The organism is Plantibacter sp. MDV22-iso1, assembly GCF_058408345.1.
The window spans coordinates 43,095-61,208 of sequence record NZ_JBZVDY010000005.1 but is presented as its reverse complement, the minus strand read 5'-3'; the positions used below and the strand labels follow the sequence as shown (position 1 = coordinate 61,208).

Sequence of the window (18,114 nt, the reverse complement as noted above, 5' to 3'; positions counted from 1 at the left end):
ACGCGTCCCGGTCTCGTCAGCGGCCGCGCGGCGGGGCGGTGGACTGACGGACGATGAGCACCGGCTTCTCGAGCGGTACGTCCTCCTCGATGGTCTCACCGAGGAGGCCGAGGAGCTTCGCCGCCGCCGCCCGCCCACGCTGGAACGCGAACCGCTGGACGGTGGTGAGCTGGGGGTCGACCCATTCGCCGACCTCGAGCCCCTCGAACCCGACGACCGAGACGTCCTCGGGGACCCGCAGGCCTCGGCTCTGGATCGTCCGCATCCCGGCGATCGCCATGGTGTCGGTGCCGTAGAGGATCGCCGTCGGCGGTGCCGCCCCGTCGAGGAGCCGACTCGTCTCCTCGGCGGCGGCCGCCGGCGAATAGCCGACGCTCGAGATGGAGTGCGGGGTGAGCCCGTGATGGGCGAGCCGGGCGGTGAACGCCTCGCGTCGGATGTTCGGGAGCACGAACCCGGCGGGGCCGCTGACGAACGCGACGTCGCGGTGGCCCAGACCGACGAGGTGGTCGACCGTCTCGGGGATGCCGGCGCTCGGCGGGTCCGCGTCGATGTAGTCGACCACGCCCGGCTTCCACGGGGTGCCGACGAGCACCGCGGGCACACCGAGGTCGCGCATGAGGTCGAAGCGGGTGTCGCCGACCACCGAGTTGGTGAGGATGACGCCGTCCATCCGCTGGCGCTCAGCGAGGGACCGGTAGAACGCCGACTCGTCGTGCTGTCCCGTGAGGAAGACGTTCAGGAGGAGCCCGTACTCGCGGGGACTGAGGAGGGACTCGATCCCGGAGATGAGTCCGACATTGGCCGCACCGACCTCGGGAACCGGGGAGGAACTGGTGAGGACGAGCCCGATCGCCTGGGCGCGCGAGGTCCGGAGAGCGATCGCAGCCGGGTTCGGCGTCCAATTGAGTTTGCGCGCGGCCTCCCGGACACGCTCGGCGGTCGGCGGCGAGATGCGACCCGTGCCGTTGAAGACCTTCGAGACCGCTCCCGCCGACACGCCCGCGAGCGCGGCGACATCGGAGATGGTGGGGCGGCCGTGTCTCCGGCGCCCGGCAGGTGAGGTCATGGCCGTGTCGTCCTTTCGCCCTCAGCCTATTGGGCCGGACACCCGAACCCGTGGACCGGCGAGAGGTCAGAGCCCGTGCCGTTCGAGCTGCTCCTCGTACCGGATCTGTACGTCCTCCGGCTCGACGCCGTCGATCGGCGCCCAGATCGCCTCGAGTTCCCGCTGGACCGAGGCCGGGAGGGCGGCGAACTTCTCGTCCCATGCTGCGATCGGCGTCCAGTAGCCGACCACCTTGAACCGGGTGGCGGGTAGCCCGAGCTCCTTGCGCAGATACTTGCGCACGTCGCGGAGCGCCACCGTCTCGCCGGCCACCCAGATGTAGCCGTGATCGAGCGGGAGGCGCTCGTCCACGACACTCCGGACGAGTCGGCCCAGCGCGCTCGGGCCGTGTCCGTTGCCGCCCACCACCCAGGTGACCGTCACGTCGTCGTTCGTCTCGACCGCGACCCGATCCCGCTCGCTCGGTACTTCGAGCAGCACGCGGGTCCGCAGTCCGCGCGGAGTCTGTGCGACGATGCGCCTGACTGCGGGAAGGCCGGTGAGGTCCGCGACGAGCACCTGCCAACCGATGTCGGCGGGCGGCGCGTACAGACCGGTGGGCGAGTTCAGGCCGAGCACGTGCCCGGGCTGGGCGCGAGCCGCCCACGGCCCCGCGACCCCGGCCTCGTGCACGACGAAGTCGATGTCGATCTCGACGGGGTCCTGCCGCACGGCGCTGATCGTGTACGTCCGCATCGGTGCCTGTGGGGAGCCCTCCGGCGTCTCCCACCAGTCGCCTGCCGGTACCGGGAGCGAGACCTCCGTCGGGTCGGCGCCGTGGGGGAAGAAGACACGGACGTACTCATCACCCGTGCCGGTGCTCGCGAAGTCCTCGACGCCCGGACCGCCGAGGGTGATGCGGATCAGGTTCGGGCTCAGGGGTGTCGCTGCGGTCACGATGCCGCGATGGATCTTCATGGCGTCTCGGCCTCTCGGGTCGGTTCGGTGTGCTGGGTCGGGTGCGGGCTGTGCGCGAGCCAGGACTCGCGGTAGGGGCCGGGCGAGGCGAGGAGCTCGGCGTGCGTGCCGTGTTGGACGATCCGACCGTCCGCGAAGACCGCGATCCGGTCGGCGGTGGCGGCCTGTTCCAACCGGTGCGCGATGAGCAGCGCGGTCCGGTCCGTCCGAAGGGCGGCGATCGCCGCTTCGACGGCGTCGCGATGGTGCAAGCCGACGTCGGCCGTCGCCTCATCGAGGATCACGATCGCCGGGTCCGTCAGGAACGCCCGAGCGACCGCGAGTTGCTGGATGCGTCCCTCGTCCAGCGGCACGGGCGACGGCCGCGAGTCGGTCGGGTCCGCCGCCGGGTCGTCCTGCAACGCGGTGACCGCCCATTCGGCTCCGACGGCACGGAGCGCCGAGACCATCTCGTCCCGGCTGGCGTCCGGCGCGCCGAGCCTGAGGTTGTCGGCGATCGAGCCACGGAAGTGGTGGAGCTCCTGCGACAGGTAGTACGGGGCGTGGCCGACGAGCACCCGCCCCGACGTCGGGGGATGGTGTCCGGCGACGACCCGCGCCAGGGTGCTCTTGCCCGAGCCGGACGTGCCGACGAGCGCCGTGGTCGTCCCGGGCTGCACGTCCAGGGTGACCTGCGTGACCCCACGGTCCGTGGTCGGATACCGGAACGTCAGGTCGTGCACTCGGATCGCCGGCGGTGCGGCGACATCGTCCGCGGTACCGCCGACGGGCGAGGGCGACTCCGGCATCGCGGACGACGTTGCTGCGAGGTCGATGACCCCGATGAGCCGAGCCAGCCCGACCGTGGCCCGCTGGATGTCGTCGAGCCCGAAGATGAGCCGGCCCACCGGATCGAACAGCCGGTGGAACAGGAGTGCGGCGGTGGTCACGAGTCCGACGGTGATCGTGCCCTGCAGGTTGAGGAGGAAGCCGGTCGGCAGGATCGCCGAGAGTCCGACGAGCTCACCCGAGTTGATCCATCGGAACAAACGGTTCGCGACGCGCACGCCCTCGATCTGCGCGTCGATGGAGGCGGCCGCGCGTTCCCGGACGCGTTCGAGCGCGTGGTCCGTGCCCGCGAACGCGGCGAGGGTCTCCGCGCCGTCGACCGCGTCCAGCACGGCCTGACTGCGCGACGCTTCGCGGATCCGGACCGTGCGGAACACCACTCGGGATCGCCGGAGGAACGCACGGGTCCCGAGGACGTAGCACGGCGCCGAAGCGAGACCGGCGAGCGCGAGCCACGGGTCGACGGCTGCCAGGGCGACGGCCGACACCCCGATCGCGAACCCGGCGGAGAGCAGGGTCGGGGCGACGTTCCCGCCGGCCTCCGCGACCGCGTCGACGTCGCCGGTGACCCGGGACAGGAGATCGGCACGCTCGCCGTCGTCGACGGTGCTCACCGGGAGCCGCATGGCCGAGGCGAACACGTCCTCGCGCAGTTCGGCGAGCAGGTCCTGCACCAGCCCCGTGAGCACCCGAGTCGCCCACAGCGTCACCGCGACCGCCCCGACAGCGCCGACCGCGGCTGCGGCCACCCAGCCTGAGACGACGCTCAGTCCGGCATCGGAAGCGACGGCGTCCACGATCCGCCCGAGACAGGCGGGCATCACGACGCCCAGTGCGGCGGCTGCGAGGAAGAGGACCACCACGGCGGCGGTCCGTCCGCGGTGGCGTCTGAGGAGGGCACCGACGACGGTTCGGACGCGGGAGCCGTCGGCGACGGGGAGCATCTCGGCGGTGCTGGGCTCCATGGCGGGATCAGTCATGGCGGGTCTCCGAACCGGGAGTGAGCTCGACGACCCGGTCGCAGGCGTTCAACAGGACCGGCGAGGTGGTGATGACGACGACGGTGCCCTCGTGCGCCGCGAGTGCTCGGGCGATGCGGGTCTCCGTGAGGACGTCGACGGCCGACGTCGGTTCGTCGAGGACGAGCACGTCCGCACCGGCATGGAGCGCCCGGGCGATGCCGACGCGCTGGCGTTGCCCGCCGGAGAGCCGTCTGCCCGCCTCACCGACCGGAGACGACCAACCGCCGAGCTGCACGACCGCGTCGTCGAGCGCCGCCATGCCGACGAACACCGCATCCGGGTCGCCGGTCGCGTCGTGACCGCGGACCGCTTCCGCCAGGGTGCCGCTCATGATGCGCTGGCCGTGCGGTGGCGCGACCACACGACGGCGGTACGCCACCGGGTCGAGGTCCAGCTGGTCGACGAGTGTACCGTCGACGGCGAGCGAGACGCTGCCGCGCTCCGCGGGGGTCCGCATGCCGAGCAGGCGGGAGAGGGCGCGCGCGGTGTCGCTGTCGGGCGGCCGGACGCCGAGCAGTTCACCAGCATGGACGTCCACCGGTCGGTCCTGGTGTTCCGGGCGGAAGGACAGCACGACGTCGGACGCAGGGCCGGAGTCGGACATCTCGTCCAGCCGACCGCCCGTTTCGAGTAGGTCGTCGGCGTCGACGACCGCGGCCAGTCGTTTGGCGGACGCGAGCTTGTGGATCCAGTTCGATGGGAAGGAACCCGCCTGTGCGAGGTACCCGCTGATGAACTGCGCGAGACCGAGCACCGTCACGAGCTCACCGATGCTGATCCGCCCATCCGCAGCGAACCAGGCGGACAAGCCGACGAGTGCGGCCATGACGAACGCCGCCAGCGTGCCGCTCACGGCGTCGAAGAGGGCGAGGGACCGCCCGGCGGCCGTCGCTGCGCGTCGTGAGACATCACTGGCGGCGTCATATCGCCGGACGGCTTCAGCCCGCCCGCCGATGCCGACGAGCACTCGGAACCCGCTCATGAAGTCGGCGGCCACCGCTCCGGCCTCGGTCGCCGCCCGTTGCTCGGCGAACCCTCGGCGCTCCAGCGGGCGGGACACGACGCGCATGACGAGCATCATCCCGATGGTCGACACGAACACCACGATCGTCGCCACGGGCGAGATCACCGACATCGCCAGGGCGGCTCCGATGATCGCGGCGATGGTCGCCGACTGCTGCGCGACCGACCAGGCGACGCCGGCCACCCGGTAGGTGTCGGACGTGACGACCGTCAGGGCCTCACCGGCCGACAGGTTCTGTCGTGAGAGCTGCGGCCGAAGCACCCGGGAGAGCGTGAGGTGCCGGAGCGCCTGTTCGCCGTGCCCGTAGATCGACACCATGAGGCGCGACGCCGACTGGTAGCTCATCGTCAGGACGAGGAAGGTTCCGACCAGGACCCCGATCCAGACCCCGAGGGTGACCGGATCGGACGGCACCACCGCGCGGTCGATGGTCGCCCCGATGATCACGGGGATCGCCGCCTCCGACAGGGCGTGCACGATGAGGAGGCCGGTCGCGGCGACGAGCATGGCGCCGCGACCGTCCGCTCCCAGCGCGATGCCGAAGAGGCGCCGCGGCGTATTCGTCGTCGTCCCGCTCACCGGCTCCGCCGTCCGAGCGGGAGCACCAGCGGGGTACCGGAGACGGGGTCGGTGATGACCCGGCACGGCAGGTCGTACACGGCCTCCACGAGGTCGGCGGTGATGATCTCCTGCGGATCGCCCTGGGCGACGATCGCGCCGTCGCGCATCGCGACGAGATGCGTCGCATAGCGGGCGGCGTGGTTGAGGTCGTGGAGGACCGCGACGAGGGTGGTGCCGCTGCGGTGCAGATCCGTGAACAGCTCCATCAGCTCGATCTGGTGCGCGATGTCGAGGAACGTCGTCGGCTCGTCGAGCAGCAGGTGCTTCGTCTGCTGGGCGAGTGCCATCGCGACCCAGACGCGTTGCCGCTGTCCGCCCGAGAGCTCGTCGACCAGCCGGCGGGACAGCTCCGTGACCCCCGTCGCGGCCATCGCTTCCGAGACCGCCGCTTCGTCGGCCCGGCTCCACGTCCGCATCGCGCTCTGGTGCGGGAACCGGCCGCGCCCGACGAGGTCGGCGACGGTGATCCCGTCGGGGGCGATGGCGGATTGGGGGAGGAGCCCGAGTCGGCGAGCGGTGTCCTTCGGTTTCGACGCACGGATGTCAGCACCATCGAGGAGGACGGCGCCGGCGGTCGGGCGCAGGAGCCGTGCGAGTCCGCGGAGCAGGGTCGACTTGCCGCAGGCGTTCGGTCCGATGATGATCGTGAACGAGTCGTCCGGCACCTCGAGCGACAGCTCGGAGACGATCGGAGCATCGCCGTAGCCCAGGGTGAGGTCGCGGGCGAGGAGCGACGTGGTCATGGGAGTTCCTTTCACGTGCGGCGCACGAACTGGGCGGCCAGCAGGCAGGTCAGATAGATGCCACCGACCGAGAGCGTCACCACGCCGACCGGGACCGCGAGCAGCTGGGCGACGGCGTCGGAGACGACGACCAGGGCGGCTCCGGTGAGCATCACCGGCGCGAGGCCCATCGGGGTGTTCGAGCGGGTGAGCCGTTGAGCGATCTGCGGGGCGGCCAAGGCGATGAACGAGATCGGGCCGGCGGCGGCGGTGACGAGCGCCACAAGGGCCACACCGACGACCATGGCGATCAGCCGGGTGCGTCCGGGACGCACGCCGAGGGCCATGGCGGCGTCGTCGCCCATCTCGAGCACGGGGAGGGAACGTCGGAGTGGCCGAGCCAGCAGGGCGAACACGACGAACGCCGTGGCGGCGGGGAGCAGTTGGTCGAAGCCGAGCGAGGCGAGAGAGCCTGCGCCCCAGGTGGCCGCCATCATCGCCTGCTCGACGCTGACCGAGATGAGGATCCAGGAGGTGAGGGAACCGAGCCCGGCTGAGACACCGATGCCGACGATGATCAGCCGGAAGGACGACATGGTGTGGCGGTTCGCGAGGACGGCGACGAGCAGGGCGGTCAGCAGACCGCCGACGAGTGCCCCGGCGGCTTTGAACAGGTAGGTGTTGAGCCCGAGGACGAGCATCGTCAGCGTGACGCCGAACTGCGCGCCGACACCGAAGCCGATGATGTCCGGTGAGCCGAGCGGGTTGCGGGTGAGCGACTGGAAGATGCCCCCGGCGAGCGCGAGTGCCGCTCCGCAGAGCACCGCGAACAGCACCCGTGGGAGTCGCCACTCGGTCACGACCTGGCGGACGTCGGGGTCGGACGCGGGGTCGACGATCGCCCGGATCACCGCGTCGAAGCCGATCTCGTACGCGCCGATCGTCGTCGCGAACAGCCCTGCTCCGATGATCACCACGACGAGTCCGAGGCACACGAGGACGGACCGCACCGGTACGAGCGTCGCGATGTGCACGGTCTCCACGCGGATCTGGCGTCGGCCGTGGTCGACGACGCTCACAGTCCGCTCACCCGCTTCCGACGGACGAGCATGATCAGGATGGGGGCGCCGAGGAGTGCCGTGACGATCCCCACCCGGAGCTCTCCGGAGGGCAGCACGATCCGGCCGAGGACGTCTGCGAGCAGCAGGAACGCGGGGCCGATCACCATCGAGTACGTCAGCACCCAGCGCTGGTCGGGGCCTGTGGGCCACCGGACGACATGGGGGATCATGAGTCCGACGAAGGCGATGGGACCGGCGGCTGCGACGCCCGTACCGGCCAGGAGGGTCACGGCCACGACGACCCACACCCGGGTGCTGCGCACTCGCGCCCCGAGCGCCTGGGCGAGTTCGTCTCCCAGGGTCAGCGCGTTCAGCGACCGGGCGCAGAGCAGGCCGATCACGAGGCCCGCGACGATCAACGGAGCAGCCCAGGTGAGCTGGTCGAGGGTGCGGCCTCCGATGGATCCCACGCTCCAGAAGCGCATGACCTGCAGGGTGCCTTCGTCCCGCAGCACGATCGCGGTGGTGAAACCGGTGCAGGCGGCACCGAGGGCGACCCCCGCGAGGGTCAGTTTCATCGGGGTCACGCCCGAGGCCCCGACGGATCCGAGCGTGTAGACGATCACCGTGAGGATGAACGCACCCGCCAGGGCGAACGGGACGTAGGTGCCGGGAGTCGTCAGTCCCAGGACACCGACCGCGAAGGTCACGGCGAACGACGCACCGGCGTTCACCCCGAGGATGCCCGGGTCGGCGAGCGGGTTGCGGGTGAAGGCCTGGATGAGCCCGCCGCAGACGGCGAGCGCCGCACCGACCAGGATGCCGAGCAGCGTCCGTGGGACGCGCAGCTCCATGACCATGAGGTGCAGGGGGTTCGCGTCGTCGTAGGCGACGAGCGCGCGGACGACGGTCAGGGGGTCGATGGCCCGATTGCCGATGGCGAGTGAGGCGACGGCTGCGGCGATCAGCACCACGGTGGCGACGAGGAGCCCGACGGCGAGGGTCCCGGTGCGGTGGGGCGAGACGTCCGCGCGTCCGGCCCCACCGGGCGTCGGGACGTCCGCCGCCCCGCCCGCAGCCAGCGCTGCTGACGGGGCGGCGGACCGGGACATCTCCGACGTCACTTGCCGTCGATGGTCGGCTCGCCCTGCAGGGCCGCTGCGAGGTCGTCGACGTAGCCGGGCAGGACGTACTGCAGGGACAGGACGGTCGGCGCGCTGATCGCAGAGGCCTTGGCGGCGTCGGCGTAGATCACGTAGGACCCGGCGGCGATCGGCGCCCAGCGCGACACCACGGCGTTCTCGACCGTGTACGTCCCTTCCTCGGCGCTTCCGCCCCATGCGGCGAACAGGTCGGCGTCCACGTCGTAGAGCTGCTCGAGGCTGACGCCGGTGTACCAGTTGTCGCCCTCGGCGCTCGCGAGGAAGCCGTCCATCGCCGAGGTCGAAGTGAAGCCGAGTGCTTCGGTGATGCGGACCCGCGGGTCGTACTCGAGGTAGACGCCGAGGTCCGTCCCGCCCTCGTTCAGGGTGAGGCCCCAGACGAAGCTCTTGTCGTCGAACTCGGGGTGTGCGTCGGCGAGGGAGGTGATGAGATCCTCGGTCTCGCCGATGAGCTCCTCGGCCTTGGCCTCCTCCGACATCGCCTTCCCGACGGTGCGGGTCATGCCCTCCCAGGTGCCCGGGTTCCAGGGTCCCTCGATGTAGGGGACGGTCGGGGCGATCTCGGTGAGCCGCTCGTATTCGATGTCGGTGACACCGGAGTAGAGGCTGAGGATCAGGTCGGGCTTCAGGGATTTGATCGCCTCGTAGTTCGGGCCGTCGTCCGTGAAGGGGATGATCTCGGGCATCTCGCCGTACGCCTCGGAGACGTAGTCTTCGAACCAGGGCTGGTAGCCGCTCTCACCGGCTCCCCAGACCTCTTCGATGCCGACGGGGTTGGTGCCGAGGGCGGCGACGATGTCGGGCGTCATCCACCCGAGGGCCACGATCCGTTCCGGCTTCTGCGGGATGACGGTCTCACCGTGGGCGTGTTCGATGACGACGCCGTCGGTCGATGCCGTCGTCGATCCGGTGTCGCCGGTGGCGGCCGAACATCCGGCGAGAGCGAGAGCGGTGGCGATGACGGCGGCGAGGAGGGTGGATCCTCGGCGGACGTTCGGGCGCGCGAAAGCGTGCGGCATGGGGCTCCTTTGAAGAGGGGGGAGTGGGATCACCGCTGGCGATCCGGAAGTTAGGTAAGCATGTCCTAACAGAACGATCGTAGGGTGCTTGACGGCGTGACAGTGTCGAGGAACCGACGAGTTCTGTCGCCGATCCGACAGGACGATGCGTGCCCGGGTGGATCAGCGCCAGTAGAGCTGGTGGGCGGGGTCCGCCTGCACCCGTTCCACGTACTCCCGCGGGGTCATACCGAACCGGGCCCGGAAGCTCGCGGAGAAGGCGCTCGAGGACGCGTACCCGCACCGGTGCGCTGCAGCGCCGATCGGCATGCCGTCGATGATCAGCCGCCCCGCGAGCGTCATCCGGACGCCCGTTCGCCACCGGGCGAAGCTCATCCCGGTGTCATGCTGGAAGATCCGCAGCACGGTGCGCTCGTGGAGGCCGTGCACGTCGAACAGCTCGCGCGCGCCCCGGAGGTCACCCGGGTCGGCGAGGATCGCACGGACGAGCGGACGGACACGATCGTCGGACGGCATCGGGATCTCGCCCCAGCCGTCCGCCGTCTCCGGCGCGGGCTGCTGCAGCATCTCGATGAGGACCGCCTGCGCACGGACCCGGAGGTCGGTCGGCATGTCGTTGATCCCGAGGTGGAGCAACATCTCCTGCACCGCACGCGGGACCAGGACCTGGGTGACGGTCTCGACGGGCGCGATCAGCGAGGTGGCGGGGAGGTAGGTGTAGCACCCGGTGGAGTCGCGCTCGTGGTGCGCGGTGTGCGGCGTGTGTGCTGGGATCCAGACGCCTTGACCCGGTGCGAGGCGCCACATCGCGTTCGGGAGGTGCACCCACACGGTGCCGCGGTAGCACCAGGCGAGCATGGCGTCCGGGTGACGGTGCGGTGGCGAGAGCGGGCGACTCCCGGTGTCCTCGTCGGTGACGACGCCGGTGCCCATCAGATACGGTTCGGCGACGGACGACGGATGCTCGGGGCTCGCGTCCCAGTCGACCTGGCTGTACGGGCTCAACGAGCGCTCGTGCCCGCGTCGTCGATCAGCGGGAGGCCGTCGTCGTCGAAGCGGAAGCCCTTCGCTGCCAGCCGGCGTTCCGCCTCGTGGTGGACGACGCCACGCTTGCGCGGATCGGCTTCGAGGAGGCGGATCAGAAGCTCGTCCGTGGCGTTCGGGTGCAGCGCGATCTCGATGCGCGCACCCCAGAAGCGGTCCTCGAGGAAGAGCTCCAACGCCGCTGGGTCGGCTGCCGGGTTGTGGGCCGCAGCGGCGCGGATCGCCTGATTGGGGTCGTTCGCGAGGACGGAGAACTCCTCGAACGTGCTCGCCGATCGCGCGAGCTCGTAGCGACGTCCCTCGTCGGCGATCTGCTCCGGCGTCTTGCGTTTGGCCACGGTGGTCCCTTCATCACGTCGCCGTCAACCTACCTGGCTCGCACGATGTTCGACAACGGTGGCTTGCCGCGATGACTCGCAGACGGGACACTGGGGTCGCTGCATGGACGTCATGAGCGTGATCTTCGGGGGAAGGAGCAGCGATGACCGCTGCACCGGGATGGTACGAGGCGGGGACGCCGGGCAAGTTGCGCTGGTGGGATGGAACGCAGTGGACTGCTCAGGAGGCCGACGCCGCGCCACCGGTGAAGCGGGAGGTGCCGGTCACACTGCTGGCACCGACTCCCGTGGCGTCGCCGTCGCAGCTGCCGTCCGGACCGCAGCCGGGCTGGTATCCGACGGGGCCGGATCAGCTCCGATGGTGGGACGGCTCGCACTGGACGGGGCTCAGGGTCAAGAACGGGAAGCCCGGGACCGACTGGGCGACCACCGAGCAACCGAGCTTGGCCTGGGTGTTCGGCTCGGTCTTCCTCGTGCTCGCGTTCGTGCAGTTCAGCCTCGGCGCGCTGTCCAGCCACCTGTCGGTCAACGGATTCCCGATGCTCCTCCTGACGCTGCTCTGGTTCGGTATCGCCGCCCAGACGACGGCGGTGCGGCGGATCCCGCAGCCGGTCGCCGCCCCGGTGGTCATCGACGTGGTCCGTCCATTGCCGGGTGAGCAGGACGGTCCCGGTGCCGGTTGGCACTCCGTGTCGCCGCGGGCGACGAGGTGGTGGACCGGCTCACGCTGGACCCAGTACGTCGGAACCCAGTACGGTGTCCGGCCGACGTTCCATGGAGCGCGCGCGTTCCGCATCTATCTCGTCATGTCCTGGGCCGTCCTCGGGATCGGTGCGCTCGCCTTGGCCGTCGGCGTGGTCATCCTCGTCAACAGCAGCGGCGACGGCTACGGCTTCCTCGGAGGGATCATCGGCGGCATCGTCGTCGGTGGCGGCGTCCTGTTCGCGGTCCTCGGCGGGGTGCTCCTGATCATGTCGCGGATGCAGCGCCGGCTCCTCCTTCTCCCGGATCTGCCGCCCGGGCGCTGACCGCGGCACGGCACAAGGGGAGGACGACCGGTCGTCCGCCGGTAGGCTCGTCAGTCGGATGCGACGCGTCCGACCACCGATCCGAAGGGCACACGATGACCACGCAGGAACTGACCATCTCGAACTTCGAGGACACCGTGTCGGCCGAAGGCATCGTCCTGGTCGACTTCTGGGCCGAGTGGTGCGGCCCGTGCAAGGCTTTCGGCCCCGTCTTCGAACAGTCGAGCGAGCAGCACCAGGACGTCGTGTTCACCAAGGTCGACACCGAGGCGAACCAGGAGCTCGCGAGCGGCATGCAGATCACGTCGATCCCCACGCTCATGGCGTTCCGCGACGGCGTGCTCGTCTTCTCGCAGGCCGGCGCCCTCCCCGCGCCGGCACTCGAGGACCTCATCTCGCAGGTGCGCGGTCTCGACATGTCCGAAGTGCACGCCGCCATCGCAGCGGCGAAGGCCGAGGCACAGGCCGAGTAGCCGACGTCCGGAGGAGGCGGTCAGTCTTCCGGATCGCCGGGTGGACGCGCGAACTCGAGCCGGTGGACACCGGGCTCGTCGAGCCTGATCCGCCGCCGCCCGGCCGGCGCGCCGTCCTCCAGCCGGGTCGGCAGTGCGCCGCCAGGGCCCGCGACGGTCATCATCGAGCCGTCGTCCGGCAGCTCGACGAGCACGCCGCCGGCCGTGAGAATCAGGGTCGCCGCGACGGGGCGATGACGGCTCCACTCGACATCCACGACGTGTCCACCACGGACCCGGAACCCTCGGAACCGTCCCGCCGACCACTCGGCCGGGAGGGTCAGCAGCAGCGACAGGACACCGCCGTGCCCCTGGACGAGCAGCTCGACGACACCGGCCGTCCCACCCAGGTTGCCGTCGATCTGGAACACGTCGTCGAGGTCGCCCATCGGGTGCAGGTCGAGCAGCGAGGCCGATGACAGCGGACCGAGCAGCGTGTCGAGCGCCTCGGACGCGAGCCCTGGATCACGGAGTCGTGCGGCCAGGCAGAGGACCCAGGCCATGTCGAGCGCCGCGCCCAACGTCCCGTTCCCGATGAGGAACCGATCGACGAACCGGGTGGCCGGTCCGTCGAGTTCGATTCGATGACGCTCGACGCGCTGCTGTCGGTGATCCATCAGTGGTCGAGTCGGAGCAGCACGGCACCGTGCGCGGGCAGGGACGTGTCGACGGCGCCGTCGACGACCGGCACCGGCCGACCACTCCACAGCTCGGTGACGGCCGATCGATCGGCGCAACCGAGATCGGCCAGGTGCACCCGCAGCTCGGTGTCCGCATCGCCGAGCCAGAACACCGCGCGCCACCGGGTCTCGCCGAGCTCCGCCGCCCAGACGACGAGGTCGCCGTCGCGGATGATCTCCCGGCTCCCGTCGCTGCCGAGCAGTGCGAGCACGTCCGGGTTGGTCAGGAGCGCGAGCGTGTGCGCCGGGGTGTCCGGGAGGTGGCCGCCGAAGAAGAGCGGCGACCGGCCGATGCACCAGAGGGTCATGAGCGTCCGTTGTTCGTCCAGGGTGAGGCGACTCAGCCGGTCCGAACCGACGTGGGCCCGGATGCCGATCCGCCCGAGCGGGAGCATGTCGGCATCGGCCCACGCCCCCGGACGCTGGAGGGGTGCCCAGCGGGCCAGGCGCTGGAACTGTTCGAGCACCGCCGACCAGTCGTCCCAGAGGTCGTCGGAGATCCGCCACAGCTGCGCCGTCGATCGAAGGGTGTCGAGGTGCTCGGTCGAGAGTCGCTTCCCCGGGGACAGGCTGAGCACCATCGGTCGACCGGTCGCGTCGATCGCCCGCGAGATGGCCTCGATCTCGGCGGTCTGGATCGGAGGATAGAGCACGTCGTCGAGCTTGATGAGGTCGACACCCCAGTCCGCGAGCTGTGCCATGACCGAGTCGTAGTAGGCCTGGGCGCCCGGGGTCGTCATGTCGACGCCGACGTTGTCGGGGTTCCACGGGCAGACGTTGGACGGATCGGCGATCTCCCCGCAGCGGGCGGTCGAACCGAGGATCGGTAGGTCGAGGTCGACGGCCAGACGCGGCACGCCACGCATGAGGTGCACCCCGAAGCGGAGCCCGAGCGCGTGCACGCGGTCGGCGAGCGCGCGGAAGCCGCCCGACGCCGCAGACGGGAACCGGTTCGGCGCGGGTTGCGGTCGGCCCCAAGCGTCGAGCGTCGGCTGGGAGACGCGCTCGTAGTCGCCGGCGCCGGGCGCCGGTTCGTACCACTGGATGTCGACGACCACCGTGTCCCAGCCGACGGGCAGCAGGTGCTCGGCAAGGAACGCGGCGTTGGCGAGCACCTCGGCCTCCGTGACGGACCCTCCGAAGCAGTCCCAACTGTTCCAGCCCATCGGCGGGCGGTCCGCCCGCGCCCGACGTGCTGCACGCACCTCGGTGACTGCGATCTCCACCTCGCTCATGGCGCGACGACCTGAGCCGTGATGGTTGCGAACGAGTGCGGTGGGAGCGTGACGCGAAGACCCGTCGGTGTGACGTCGAGACCGGTGAGCGGTCGCGGTGACACGGCGTCGGTCTCACCGGGACGGTTGTGGGCGTCGGGCCGCGCAGCGGTGAGCAGCCGGCCGTGCGGCTCGACCACGGACCCGCCACGGACGTCGACCTCGATGACGAGTGGAGCATCGAGGGCGACGTTCGTCAACGAGCAATGGAGGACGCCGTCCTTGACGCTCGCCGACGCGGAGACGGTCGGGATGCCACCCGCGTGTGCGGCGTCGGCGTCGCGGACCGGTCCGACCACGTGCGTCGGGAGGGACGTGGCGTCCTGGTGCGGGCTGTTCATCTCGAAGACGTGGAAGGTGGGCGTCCGGACCATCTCGCCGCCGTCGGGATCGGTCAGGAGCATCGCCTGCAGGACGTTGACCGTCTGCGCGATGTTGGCCATGCGCAGCCGGCCCGCGAATCGGTGGAACACGTCGAAGTGCCAGGCGGCGACCATGGCGTCGCGGATGGTGTTCTGCTGGAACAGATGCCCGGGGTGCGTGCCCGGCTCGACGTCCCACCAGGTGCCCCACTCGTCGAGCACCATGCCGAACCGTTCCTCCGGGTCGTACACGTCCATGACGGCGGCGTGCGACGACAGCAGCTGCTCGACGCCCTGTGCTGCGGTGATCGTGCTCCAGTACTCCGCGGCGTCGAACCCGGTCGCGCTGCCCTTCGCCTTCCAGCTGCCGCCGATCGTGTAGTAATGCACCGAGACGGCTTCCCAGGGGGTCGCCGAGAACGGGTGGGTGGCCACGTCGGCGACGACCTCCATCAGCGTCTTGGTCCAGGCCACGTCGAACCCGTCGGCGCCGGCGGCGACCCGGTAGAGCGGGACCTTCCCGCCGCTCTCGCAGAAGGTACCGAATCGGCGTGCCAGGTCCGCGTACGCGCCGGCCCGCAGGTTGCCACCGCACCCCCAGGGCTCGTTTCCCAGCCCCCAGAACGGGACGTCCCAGGGCTCCTCCCGGCCGTTCGCGCGACGCAACTCGGCCATCGGGGTCTCCCCGGCACCGGTCAGGTACTCGATCCAGTCGGCCATCTCCTGCACCGTGCCTGAACCGAGGTTGCCCGAGACGTAGGCGTCGGCACCGAGGAGCTCGCACAGCTCCATGAACTCGTGGGTGCCGAACGCGTTGGTCTCGCTCGTCCCGCCCCATTGCGTGTTGACGAGCTTCGGGCGGTCCTCGCGAGGTCCGATGCCGCTCGTCCAGTGGTAGCGGTCCGCGAAGCAGCCGCCCGGCCAGCGGAGGTTCGGGATGCGCAGTTCGCGGAGCGCCTCCACGACGTCGAGCCGGATGCCGCCGATGTTCGGCACGGACGAGTCCTCGCCGACCCAGAAGCCGTCGTAGATCCCGCGTCCGAGGTGTTCCGCGAAGTGGCCGTAGACGTGTCGGCTGATCGTGGGTCCTGGCCGGTCGAGGTCGACGGTGACGGTCGCAGTGGAGTCCATGGGTGATGTGGTCCTGTTCTGTGCAGCGGGTCGTGGGTCAGTCGGCGGTCACGAGGATCGTGATCGCGCGGTCGGGCTGGAAGGTGGGGAGGTCGAGGCCGATCACGGCCAGCTGGCCACCGCTCAGCACGGGCGCCGCCGCGAGCGTGGCCGGGTCGGCGTCGAGTGGCGGCGCATCCCGGAGCCACTGGGGGATCACCCAGCGGGGGCCGAGGGAGTCGTCCTGCGCGACGGCGAGGCGGTAGTGACCGTCCGGGCGGAGTCCGGGAAGGCGGACCCGACGACGGGAGTCGGCCGACCGCGGGGGAGTCACGAGGGTGTACAGCGCGGTGGTGCCGTCCTCCGCGACGACCCCGCGCAGGGTCGGAGCGTCGTCGTCCCACCCACCGTCGCCGACGACGCGGCCGGTGGCGATGAGTCCGCGATGACGCGTGAACACGGTGATCCATCCGGCGAGGGTCGTCCGATCCGCATCGTCGAGCTCGCGCAGGTCCCACTCCACACCGAAGTGCCCGAGGAGGGCGACCGCGCACCGGGTGTGGAGCGTGTGCGTGCGTCCGGTCGTGGCCGATCTGGCCGAGGCCACGTGCGATCCCAGCATCTCGGGCGGGACGAGGAGCCCCGTCCACCGGAGCATCCGGGCCCGCTCGATCGGGTCGTGGTTGTCGGAGGTGTGGACGCGATCGGACCGCTCGAGGACACCGAGGTCGATGCGGCCTCCGCCCGACGCGCAGCTCTCGATCTCGAGGTGCGGGTGCCGCGATCGGAGCTCGTCGAGCAGCCGGTAGAGGGCTTCGGTCTGGTCGTGCACGGCTGGCCGCCCGGTCGACGGATGTCCGGCATCGACGAGGTCGCGGTTGTGGTCCCATTTCAGGTACGCGATCCCGAGCTCGCCGACCAGTGTGTCGATGGCCTGCAGGATGTGGTCGAAGGCCGCCGGATTGCCGAGATCGAGCACCTGCTGGTGCCGGACGGGCGACGGGAGCTCGTCCCTCGCCCGCAGGATCCAGTCCGGGTGCTCGCGTGCGAGGTCGGAGTCCTCGTTGATCATCTCGGGTTCGAACCACAGCCCGAACTCCATGCCGAGCGATCGCACCCGGTCGGCGAGCGGCGCGAGACCGTCCGGCCAACGCTCGGGGTCCGGTGTCCAGTCACCGAGGCCGCGGGTGTCGTCGTGACGTCCGCGGAACCATCCGTCGTCGAGCACGTAGCGCTCGACGCCGATGGCCGCGGCCCGGGTCGCCAACTCGGTGAGGACCTCCAGGTCGTGATCGAACAGCACCGCCTCCCAGACGTTCAGGGTGACCGGGCGCGGACGCCGAGCCGCCCGCGAGGTCGAACGCAGCCAGCGGTGGTACCGCGACGAGGCGGCATCGAGGCCGACACCGTAGGCCCCGTACACCCATGGAGTCCGATGGTCCTCGCCCGGGCCGAGTCGGACCTCGCCCGGCAGGAGCAGCTCGCCGCCACGGAACGCGAGGTGTCCGTCGGTGCGTTCGACGCCGATTGTGTGGTTGCCGCTCCAACCGACGTGGCACAGCCAGACGTCACCGGTCCGGCTGTCGAACCCCGGTGTTCCGATCGCGGTGACCCCGGTGGCGTCGAGACCGGGGCGACCGTGCCGCGACTCGCGGAGGTGCGTCCCGGTCGTGACCGGACGCCGCTGCGGCAGCTTCTCGTTGCCCCACCGACCGGCGAAGTCGAGGATCTCCCGAGCCGACGTCGGGATCGGGAGGGCCGGCACGACACCCTCGATCTCCAGGAGGTCGTCGCCCCGGTTCGTGACCGTCACGCGCGTGCGCAGCAGGCCACTCGGTGTCAGTTCGATCGCCACGAGGAGAGCGATGCCCGTCTGGTCGTCGACCGCGGTCACCTCGACCAGCGCGGCGCCGCACTGCCGCACCTCTCCGTCCGGGAGGGCCGCTCTGTCGACCTTGACCGAGACCACGTCGAAGCGCGACGACCAGACCGTCCCGGCGCGATGCGCCCGGAGGCCGGGGAGACCCGACCAGCCCGACGCGTGCTCGGGCAGCAGGCTCGGCTCGTACGGCGCGTCCGATCCGTCGACGAGGTCGCCGCGCACGGTGGCTGTGGCCGCGGCAAGCCACTCGAGGTCGTCGGCATCGACGGCGGCACCCCAGTGCGCGATCGTCGGGAGGCGGGTCCCGTGCTGGACGAGGACGACGGAGACGCCGTCGCACTGCAGATGGACGACGCGGTGTTCGAGCGTCGCTGAGCGGTCGGACATGGTTCCTCCGA

At 70.7% G+C, this 18,114-nt stretch carries 16 protein-coding genes; 2 read left to right on the top strand and 14 right to left on the bottom strand.

The annotated features are described in order from the left end of the window. Positions 1 to 16 precede the first annotated feature (16 nt). The 10 genes from AC4PMY_RS19015 to AC4PMY_RS18970 all read right to left on the bottom strand — a co-directional run bounded on the left by AC4PMY_RS19015 (position 17) and on the right by AC4PMY_RS18970 (position 10,868). Positions 17 to 1,069, bottom strand: a complete 1,053-nt coding sequence (locus tag AC4PMY_RS19015) for a LacI family DNA-binding transcriptional regulator (protein WP_064293723.1) — start codon at positions 1,067 to 1,069, stop codon at positions 17 to 19. 66 nt (positions 1,070 to 1,135) lie between these two features. After that, entirely contained in the window at positions 1,136 to 2,026 is an 891-nt protein-coding gene (locus AC4PMY_RS19010) for a siderophore-interacting protein (RefSeq protein WP_491623399.1), read from the bottom strand. Then, a complete protein-coding gene (locus tag AC4PMY_RS19005; RefSeq protein WP_491623398.1) occupies positions 2,023 to 3,834 on the bottom strand; it encodes an ABC transporter ATP-binding protein in 1,812 nt (603 codons plus the stop codon). The genes AC4PMY_RS19010 and AC4PMY_RS19005 overlap by 4 nt, the downstream gene beginning before the upstream one ends. Then, positions 3,827 to 5,479, bottom strand: a complete 1,653-nt coding sequence (locus AC4PMY_RS19000; RefSeq protein WP_064293726.1) for an ABC transporter transmembrane domain-containing protein — start codon at positions 5,477 to 5,479, stop codon at positions 3,827 to 3,829. The genes AC4PMY_RS19005 and AC4PMY_RS19000 overlap by 8 nt, the downstream gene beginning before the upstream one ends. Further along, positions 5,476 to 6,264, bottom strand: coding sequence for an ABC transporter ATP-binding protein (locus tag AC4PMY_RS18995; protein ID WP_082915814.1), 789 nt, complete (start codon positions 6,262 to 6,264; stop codon positions 5,476 to 5,478). Before AC4PMY_RS18995 ends, AC4PMY_RS19000 begins: the two co-directional genes overlap by 4 nt. 11 nt (positions 6,265 to 6,275) lie before the next feature. Next, on the bottom strand, positions 6,276 to 7,322 hold the full coding sequence (locus AC4PMY_RS18990) for a FecCD family ABC transporter permease (protein WP_064293728.1): 1,047 nt from the start codon (positions 7,320 to 7,322) through the stop codon (positions 6,276 to 6,278). Continuing rightward, positions 7,319 to 8,416, bottom strand: coding sequence for a FecCD family ABC transporter permease (locus tag AC4PMY_RS18985; RefSeq protein WP_491623397.1), 1,098 nt, complete (start codon positions 8,414 to 8,416; stop codon positions 7,319 to 7,321). Before AC4PMY_RS18985 ends, AC4PMY_RS18990 begins: the two co-directional genes overlap by 4 nt. 8 nt (positions 8,417 to 8,424) lie before the next feature. Next, positions 8,425 to 9,486: an ABC transporter substrate-binding protein gene (locus AC4PMY_RS18980; protein WP_064293730.1), complete on the bottom strand. Its 1,062-nt coding sequence runs from the start codon at positions 9,484 to 9,486 to the stop codon at positions 8,425 to 8,427. 162 nt (positions 9,487 to 9,648) lie between these two features. After that, the gene (locus AC4PMY_RS18975; protein ID WP_064293731.1) at positions 9,649 to 10,491 is read right to left on the bottom strand and encodes an AraC family transcriptional regulator; all 843 of its coding nucleotides are present in this window, start codon (positions 10,489 to 10,491) and stop codon (positions 9,649 to 9,651) included. Continuing rightward, positions 10,488 to 10,868 (bottom strand): hypothetical protein, encoded by a 381-nt coding sequence (locus tag AC4PMY_RS18970; protein ID WP_064293732.1) that lies wholly within the window; start codon positions 10,866 to 10,868, stop codon positions 10,488 to 10,490. The genes AC4PMY_RS18975 and AC4PMY_RS18970 overlap by 4 nt, the downstream gene beginning before the upstream one ends. 143 nt (positions 10,869 to 11,011) lie before the next feature. Here AC4PMY_RS18970 and AC4PMY_RS18965 point away from each other — a divergent pair, with 143 nt between their 5' ends. Further along, positions 11,012 to 11,896, top strand: coding sequence for a DUF2510 domain-containing protein (locus AC4PMY_RS18965; RefSeq protein WP_491623396.1), 885 nt, complete (start codon positions 11,012 to 11,014; stop codon positions 11,894 to 11,896). A 95-nt stretch (positions 11,897 to 11,991) separates the two neighbouring features. Beyond that, positions 11,992 to 12,369, top strand: a complete 378-nt coding sequence (gene trxA, locus AC4PMY_RS18960; protein WP_056006082.1) for a thioredoxin — start codon at positions 11,992 to 11,994, stop codon at positions 12,367 to 12,369. Between the two features lie 20 nt (positions 12,370 to 12,389). Here the strand turns inward: trxA and AC4PMY_RS18955 are convergent, their stop codons facing one another. From AC4PMY_RS18955 to AC4PMY_RS18940, 4 genes are read right to left on the bottom strand one after another with little or no spacing between them, the layout of a single operon-like run. Beyond that, positions 12,390 to 13,025, bottom strand: coding sequence for a glycoside hydrolase family 95-like protein (locus AC4PMY_RS18955; RefSeq protein WP_491623395.1), 636 nt, complete (start codon positions 13,023 to 13,025; stop codon positions 12,390 to 12,392). After that, a complete protein-coding gene (locus AC4PMY_RS18950) occupies positions 13,025 to 14,323 on the bottom strand; it encodes a glycoside hydrolase family 27 protein (protein ID WP_491623394.1) in 1,299 nt (432 codons plus the stop codon). Before AC4PMY_RS18950 ends, AC4PMY_RS18955 begins: the two co-directional genes overlap by 1 nt. After that, on the bottom strand, positions 14,320 to 15,855 hold the full coding sequence (locus AC4PMY_RS18945; protein WP_491623393.1) for an alpha-N-arabinofuranosidase: 1,536 nt from the start codon (positions 15,853 to 15,855) through the stop codon (positions 14,320 to 14,322). The genes AC4PMY_RS18950 and AC4PMY_RS18945 overlap by 4 nt, the downstream gene beginning before the upstream one ends. A 37-nt stretch (positions 15,856 to 15,892) precedes the next feature. Further along, positions 15,893 to 18,103: an alpha-galactosidase gene (locus AC4PMY_RS18940; RefSeq protein WP_491623392.1), complete on the bottom strand. Its 2,211-nt coding sequence runs from the start codon at positions 18,101 to 18,103 to the stop codon at positions 15,893 to 15,895. Between the last annotated feature and the right edge of the window lie 11 nt (positions 18,104 to 18,114).

Coding starts and splice junctions, on each gene's coding strand:
- AC4PMY_RS19015 (WP_064293723.1), bottom strand. CDS start 1,069: ATGACCTCACCTGCCGGGCGCCGGAGACACGGCCGCCCCACCATCTCC.
- AC4PMY_RS19010 (WP_491623399.1), bottom strand. CDS start 2,026: ATGAAGATCCATCGCGGCATCGTGACCGCAGCGACACCCCTGAGCCCG.
- AC4PMY_RS19005 (WP_491623398.1), bottom strand. CDS start 3,834: ATGACTGATCCCGCCATGGAGCCCAGCACCGCCGAGATGCTCCCCGTC.
- AC4PMY_RS18995 (WP_082915814.1), bottom strand. CDS start 6,264: ATGACCACGTCGCTCCTCGCCCGCGACCTCACCCTGGGCTACGGCGAT.
- AC4PMY_RS18985 (WP_491623397.1), bottom strand. CDS start 8,416: ATGTCCCGGTCCGCCGCCCCGTCAGCAGCGCTGGCTGCGGGCGGGGCG.
- AC4PMY_RS18980 (WP_064293730.1), bottom strand. CDS start 9,486: ATGCCGCACGCTTTCGCGCGCCCGAACGTCCGCCGAGGATCCACCCTC.
- AC4PMY_RS18965 (WP_491623396.1), top strand. CDS start 11,012: ATGACCGCTGCACCGGGATGGTACGAGGCGGGGACGCCGGGCAAGTTG.
- trxA (WP_056006082.1), top strand. CDS start 11,992: ATGACCACGCAGGAACTGACCATCTCGAACTTCGAGGACACCGTGTCG.
- AC4PMY_RS18955 (WP_491623395.1), bottom strand. CDS start 13,025: ATGGATCACCGACAGCAGCGCGTCGAGCGTCATCGAATCGAACTCGAC.
- AC4PMY_RS18950 (WP_491623394.1), bottom strand. CDS start 14,323: ATGAGCGAGGTGGAGATCGCAGTCACCGAGGTGCGTGCAGCACGTCGG.
- AC4PMY_RS18945 (WP_491623393.1), bottom strand. CDS start 15,855: ATGGACTCCACTGCGACCGTCACCGTCGACCTCGACCGGCCAGGACCC.
- AC4PMY_RS18940 (WP_491623392.1), bottom strand. CDS start 18,103: ATGTCCGACCGCTCAGCGACGCTCGAACACCGCGTCGTCCATCTGCAG.